This window comes from Telluribacter roseus, from assembly GCF_017355915.2.
In the GTDB taxonomy this organism is placed as follows: Bacteria; Bacteroidota; Bacteroidia; order Cytophagales; family Spirosomataceae; genus Telluribacter.
This window is the reverse complement of the sequence record NZ_JAFEUV020000012.1, coordinates 21,911-28,203: the sequence shown is the minus strand read 5'-3', so window position 1 is coordinate 28,203 and position 6,293 is coordinate 21,911. Positions and strand designations below refer to the sequence as shown.

The following is a 6,293-nucleotide window of genomic DNA, read 5'->3' as shown; positions in this document are numbered from 1 at the left end:
ATTATTGTTTTTTTTTTTTTAAAATTTTTTAATTCAGCTCGCTCCCTCTACCCCCCAACCCCCCGCTTCTGTATTGGCATAAACTAGTGCGATTGGATTAGAGTACCTTGTTCTGGCTCAGGACAAAAGCCCGGGTACTGACGGTGTACTCTCCACCACCGGGAGCTTTATATTTCAGATCTACATAAAAAGCCCTGAATCCATTGGCCGGATACGGCTGCTCTACCTGGATCCGCGCAATGGTACTTTTCCCCATGCTTTTGCTCGTCCATTTGTCATTCCGGAAGTCGCGGTCCGCGGAGGTAGCTGACCACAGTACTACCTCTACCAGGTCCTGCATCTGTACCTCCATGGTAAGTACGGCTGCCGATGGTCCTGACTCAATGTTCCAGGTTGGGGTCGGGTACTTGCGATTCTGGAGGGTAGTTCCCACAAAGGCGCTCAGCGCCTGAAAGGCCTGCCGGCCTCCGCCCAGGCTATGGCCGGCATTGGGTACGTAGTGAATCAGGTTGCTGCCGGGCAGGTCGTTGTAGTAGTGCTTGATGGCGTCGATGGTCCAGTACTCATCGTTGGTCCCCATCACGATCAGCTTGGGCATGGTCAGCTGGCTCCGGTACGAGTACGGATCGATCATGGCTACGATGGCTTTGCCTTTGGGGGTGTTGGCGCTTTGCGGTATGCCCAGCCGCACGTAGTCGCTGATCTGTTCGCTGTAGGTACCGTACATTTGTTTCTGGTACTCCAGGTTTACGGGCATGTTAAGTACATCTATTACCATGGGGGCTATGGCCCTGACCCGGCGGTCGCCCGTGGCGCCGGTGAGCCAGGTGGTCCAGCCGCGCTTGGAAGCCCCCGAAATCACAAAGCCATTGACCTCCTGCCGGAGCCTTTGTTTGCAAAACTCCTGCACGGCATCCATCGCTCTGACGGCGCTCTTAACCATCGGAAATAGCAGCGGCCAGGTATAATCGCCGTCTTTCTGGTACTGGTGCAGCGTGTAGGAGATCAGGGCGTCTTCGTACAGATTGTTGAAGAGGGGCTGATTGGGCGTCTGGTACAGCACAGCCACTACGGCTTTATTGGTTGTAGCTATGTTGGCCATGGGGGATACCATGCGATCACTCCTGCTCCAGGCAGGCTGCTGATTGCTGTTGGACCCGCCATCGATGTAGAGCAGGGTGCCCGTGTACTTTACATCTTTGGGTACCAGTAGCGTAAGCTGATGTCTCCAGGTGTACTGCCGCCACTTCTGGGACGTAAGCAGCAGGGTATAGGCTTTGACGTTACCAAGTGTAGTGGAATCTTTCACTACCCAGCTGTAGGAGGTGTCACCATTGTTCAGGTAGCTCTGGAGGGCATTCTGAGGGGTGACACGTTGCTGAGCTTCACCCGTCATACAGCCCATCAGGTAGATCAGGCATGGTAGCAGGTACCTGACTAGTGTGCTTCTAACTATAATCCATCTAAACATATCCATAGAGGTTTAATGGAGGCTCTACCTGGTACCAGAGCCTTTGGTAAGCCTTTCACATCTGAAACGACAGTAAACAGTTTTGGTTTGGTGAATCCAATGAGTCGGCTACTTACTTTGCACCCGTTCTTTGGTAGTCTGATCCTGGTGAAGCAGCGAATCGAAGTAGGTTCTGAGCAGGTCTGAGTAGTCATTAAGCAACTCCTCCTCCCGCAGGCCAGCCAGAAACTCATCAAGTTCGTGACTTGTGAGTTCATTGCTCAGCAGTTTGGCAATCAGATATTGGGCTCGTTGGCTGGCCATTGGGTGCTCGTTACGTTTAACTAATTCAGCTATGATACTCCAAGAAATACCTAATGGACTATCACTAATTAGGATAATACTTTCCTTTCGCTGCCTGGCTGTTGGGTACACTCTATTTTTCATTTTGGTATCTGGTCGCTTGCCATTCATCCTGTCCCTGAGACCATTCTTCCCATTATAGATGTTCATATTTTAAAGTACGAATAGTTTCGTAGTTGTAAATTGTTCACACAAACCTTTTCAGCTATGAAAAATCTATTAGCCATTGCATTCCTATTAACATCCCTGGTAGCCAGGGCACAGTCTGTCACCGAGCCAACCACTCCCAAACCCACGGGACCGTGGAATGTTGGGGTGAGACTACTGGAGTGGGTGGATTCCACCCGTATTGATCCCTCCGACTCGACCCGATTCAGAACTCTGCCTGTATGGGTGTGGTATCCGGCCGCGAAGGGGCTAAAGCCCACTCCTCACTATCCACTGCCTGACCGTTGGCGACAGGAACAGGGCAGGTATCTGGATAAAAAAGTCGGGAAAGCAGGCTCTCAGTACCTTCAGCACCTGAACGTATGGTCGGTACCGGATGCCGCGGTGGCCGCCGAAGGAGGCCCATTTCCGGTGCTACTGTTTGGCCCCGGTCACACCTGGTTGCCTACCGACTATAGTACCCTTATTGAAGATATAGTTAGCCACGGGTACATGGTAGTTGGTTATGTACCTACGGGCTTCCCGGGCGTGACTCAGCTGGCTAGCGGTGCTATAGTGCCCGGTACCCTCACCGTACACCAGCAGGATATCGTTTTTGCGGATGCACAATTTGTCAGAAGGAGGCTGAACCGGTTAGCCAGTAGCTGGCTCAGAGGCACTATGGATACTACCCAAGTGGGGATATGGGGGCATTCGCAGGGAGGAATAGCGGCAACCGTTGTGGCCGCCAGGGATAGTACCATAAAAGTAGTTGTCAACCTGGATGGCGACCTGATGGGCTCCGCCCTCAGGGTGAAGGTGAAGCAGCCGGCGTTGCTGCTGAGTAACGACGAACGGATAGGTATACAGGCGTCTACCCAAAAGATGGATCGGGAAGGCAGGGAAAGAAGCGAGTACCGTCGGCACGCGGACTGGGTAAGGGCAACGGACGATACCAATGTATCGCTGCGGGTACGCATCACCGGCATCCGCCACCTTAACTTTAATGATCTGGCGCTAATACCAGCCGGTGAGATGACGGCCGCCGAGCGTAAGGACAAACTGGGACCTGCCGATGGTGCCGGGTCGCTCCGGACTATCTCACCCCTTACCAGACAATTCTTTGACGCTTACCTCCGGAAGGATAAGTTCTATACTCTTGTACAGCTGGAAGAAACATATCCGGAGGTGCAGGCTCTGCTTTGGAAAGGGCTTCCCTACTATGAGCAGCAATAAGTAGTAAAGTCTACCCGTACGCCACTGTTCAGGGGCGTACGGGTAGTTATAACAGGTTTAGGAATAGCAATAATTTACAAGGCAGCAAAGTCCATCTTTTCCCGTAGGATCTGCTTGGCCTTTACCAGTTGGTTCTTGACGGTATTTTTGGATATATTCATACTCTCGGCGATCTCCTGGTAGGATTTCCCCTCGTCGATATTGAGCTGGAGTATCAATTTTCTTTTTTCTGACAGCGCATCCACGGCCGTATACAGCGCCGTAATGATTACCTCCTTTTCCTCTTTATCATCTTCCCGCGCCGCTTCCATGCTCTCGAGGTAGCGTTTCTTCAGCTGGTTGTTTTTTTCCATCTTCTTGAGTTCATCAAAGGCCATGTTACGCAGGCAGGTAAACAGGTAGGAGCTGAAGTTCAACTCAGGCCGGATGGACTTTCGACGGTCCCAAATCTTCATAAATACCTCCTGCAGCATACTTTCGGCTTCCTCCTCATCCTTAAGGAGTGAGTAGCAGAACTTCAGAGCTGGTGTCCTGTAAAAATTATACAGATCGGCAAAAGCGTATTGATCACCATCAATGACTTTACGGAGTAGATGTTCGTTTGGGTAGTCCACAGTGGTAAAGGTTTTAAGCAAGTATAAGGCGTTTAGGATGCGTGACAGGTACGATGAGATGAAGTGTATGTTAAATTAATAATAAAAAATTAACATATAATTCTATTTCATTTCTTCGTAAACGTTTTCAGAAATCGCTAGCAGGACTTCCAAACAACAGCTCTCTCGGATTAAATTGGTGATTGGCCGGACTGGTGACTATTAGAAGGATATGCCCTTAAGCTCCACCTTCCAGTGGCCGGTATTGAATTACTTGAATATAAAAGTACGCAAAGACCGGTTTATTTCTAGCGCAAAATGCGTAAATAAGTCTTCAATTTGCGCAAGGCTATTCTATGTAAAATTAATGTTAAAAAGAGTAGCCCTCCCGCCTCTGAGTAGAGTATTCTTCTTACAGGATTTAAAGATAGACACCAGCCGTAGTTGGTATTCCGGCCCGTGTGGGGGAAAGTGGATGCCGGCAACGGTATACTATCAATGTAATAATCACGCTAAGTAATAATCACGCTAAAAACTAAGGACCAAATACATGGATCAGGGACGTCTACAAACCATACTGGAAAAGATCAGGTTAGTTAGGATTGCGGTCTACGGCGATTTTTGTCTGGATGCGTACTGGATCATGGATAAACCCGGTACCGAAATATCCATAGAAACCGGGCTACCCGTCGAAACCGTAGCCCGGCACTACTACTCACCGGGAGGCGCTGCCAACGTAGTAGCCAATCTGTCTGCCCTGAATCCAGCCGGTATCAAGGTGATCGGGGTAGTGGGGGATGATCTGTACGGACGGGAGCTCACGGCCCAGCTCCAGAGCCTGGGCGCCGATACTACTTCACTGGTGGTACAGAAGGACCACTTCAGTACCTATACCTATCTAAAGAAGTACGTGGATGGGCAGGAAGAACCGCGGGTGGACTTTGGGGTATCCAACCAGCGATCCGAAGCCACGGATCAGCTGCTCCTGCAGGGGCTGGAAACCGCCCTGAGCGAGTACGATGCTGTTATATTCAATCAGCAGGTGGTAGGCAGCATCAGTAACGAAAGTTTTATACAAGCCGCTAACGGGCTTTTCGAGCGGTACCACGACAAGATCGTGATGCTGGACTCCCGTCACTTCAACGACCGCTTCCACCATACCTACCGCAAAGCCAATGACAAAGAAACCGCCGCCCTCTGTGGAGTAGAGGTAGGATCGGCGGAGGCTGTACCTATCAAAGAGGTAAGGAAGTACGGACAGGAAGTATACTCCAAGTCAAAAAAGCCGGTATTTGTGACCTGCGGTGCCCGGGGTATTATTGCCTTCGATGCGGAGGGAGCCCATGAGGTGCCCGGCCTGCAGCTAACGGGCAGGCTCGATACCGTAGGCGCGGGTGATACCGTCATCAGTGCTGTTACCCTGTGTCTGGCGGCGGGTATCGAGGCGAAGGAGGCCGCTCAGGTGGCCAATTTTGCCGCGGCGGTTACGGTACAGAAACTATTTATTACGGGTACGGCTTCGGGTGAAGAAATTCTGGCGATCGGTCAGCACCCCGACTACGTGTACCAGGCCGACCTGGCCGATAATGTGAGGGAGGCAAGGTACCTGCCCGATTCGGAGTTTGAGCTTTGTGACCCGGCGGTACTGGACAGGCTGGGTAAGGTCCGCCATGCTGTTTTTGATCATGATGGTACCATCAGTACCCTACGGCAGGGCTGGGAAGAGATCATGGAATCAGTTATGCTGAAGGCCATCTTGGGCAGCCAACACGATACGCTGGATCAGGGTACTTTTGCCGGAATACAAGCTCAGGTAAAGGAGTTCATCCACAAAACCACCGGCATACAGACCATCTTCCAAATGGAGGGGCTGGCCCAGATGGTACGTGAAGCGGGCTACGTACCCGAAGCCGAAGTACTGGACAAGTTTCAGTACAAGCAGATCTACAACGAGGCGCTGATCGGGATGGTAAGTAAGCGCTTGGCCAAACTGGAAGCCGGAGAGCTGCAGCCCGAAGACTTTATGATGAAGGGCGTAGCTGACTTCCTCCGGGAGCTGCGGCGCCGGGGAGTGGTGCTCTACCTGGCTAGTGGTACCGACGTAGACGATGTGATCCATGAAGCCCGGGCCCTGGGGTACGCCGATCTGTTTGACGGCGGGATCTACGGGGCGCTCCGTGACTATACCAAGTTTTCCAAGCGAATGGTCATTGAGCGAATCATCCGCGAGAATGGCCTGGAAGGCCATGAACTGGTGGCCTTTGGCGACGGGCCCGATGAGATGCGGGAGGCCCGCCGGTTTGGCGGAATTGCGGTAGGCATAGCCAGTAACGAAATCCGCAGGTACGGGCATAACCACGAGAAGCGTCCCCGCCTCATCAAGGCCGGGGCTCAGTTGCTCATCCCGGACTTCACCCAGCAGCGCCAGCTCCTGCAGTTGCTCTTTAAGGAGAAGGTGGATTCGATGGCAGTATGAGCCAAGCTCTGAATAGTAGTACTTACTA

Annotated in this window: 5 protein-coding genes; 2 read left to right on the top strand and 3 right to left on the bottom strand. The window is 51.8% G+C overall.

Going from position 1 to position 6,293, the window contains the following annotated elements:
* Window positions 1-97 precede the first annotated feature (97 nt).
* Entirely contained in the window at window positions 98-1,471 is a 1,374-nt protein-coding gene (locus JTN23_RS19500) for a PhoPQ-activated pathogenicity-related family protein (RefSeq protein WP_247236714.1), read from the bottom strand.
* A 108-nt stretch (window positions 1,472-1,579) separates the two neighbouring features.
* Window positions 1,580-1,774, bottom strand: coding sequence for a hypothetical protein (locus tag JTN23_RS19495; protein WP_247236713.1), 195 nt, complete (start codon window positions 1,772-1,774; stop codon window positions 1,580-1,582).
* A 246-nt stretch (window positions 1,775-2,020) separates the two neighbouring features.
* Here JTN23_RS19495 and JTN23_RS19490 point away from each other — a divergent pair, with 246 nt between their 5' ends.
* Window positions 2,021-3,196 (top strand): alpha/beta hydrolase, encoded by a 1,176-nt coding sequence (locus JTN23_RS19490; RefSeq protein WP_247236712.1) that lies wholly within the window; start codon window positions 2,021-2,023, stop codon window positions 3,194-3,196.
* A gap of 74 nt (window positions 3,197-3,270) precedes the next feature.
* Here JTN23_RS19490 and JTN23_RS19485 read toward each other — a convergent pair whose 3' ends face one another.
* Complete coding sequence (locus tag JTN23_RS19485) at window positions 3,271-3,810, bottom strand: RNA polymerase sigma factor (protein ID WP_247236711.1); 540 nt, start codon at window positions 3,808-3,810, stop codon at window positions 3,271-3,273.
* Between the two features lie 529 nt (window positions 3,811-4,339).
* Between JTN23_RS19485 and JTN23_RS19480 the strand changes: the two genes are divergently transcribed.
* A complete protein-coding gene (locus tag JTN23_RS19480) occupies window positions 4,340-6,265 on the top strand; it encodes a PfkB family carbohydrate kinase (RefSeq protein WP_247236710.1) in 1,926 nt (641 codons plus the stop codon).
* Window positions 6,266-6,293 lie beyond the last annotated feature (28 nt).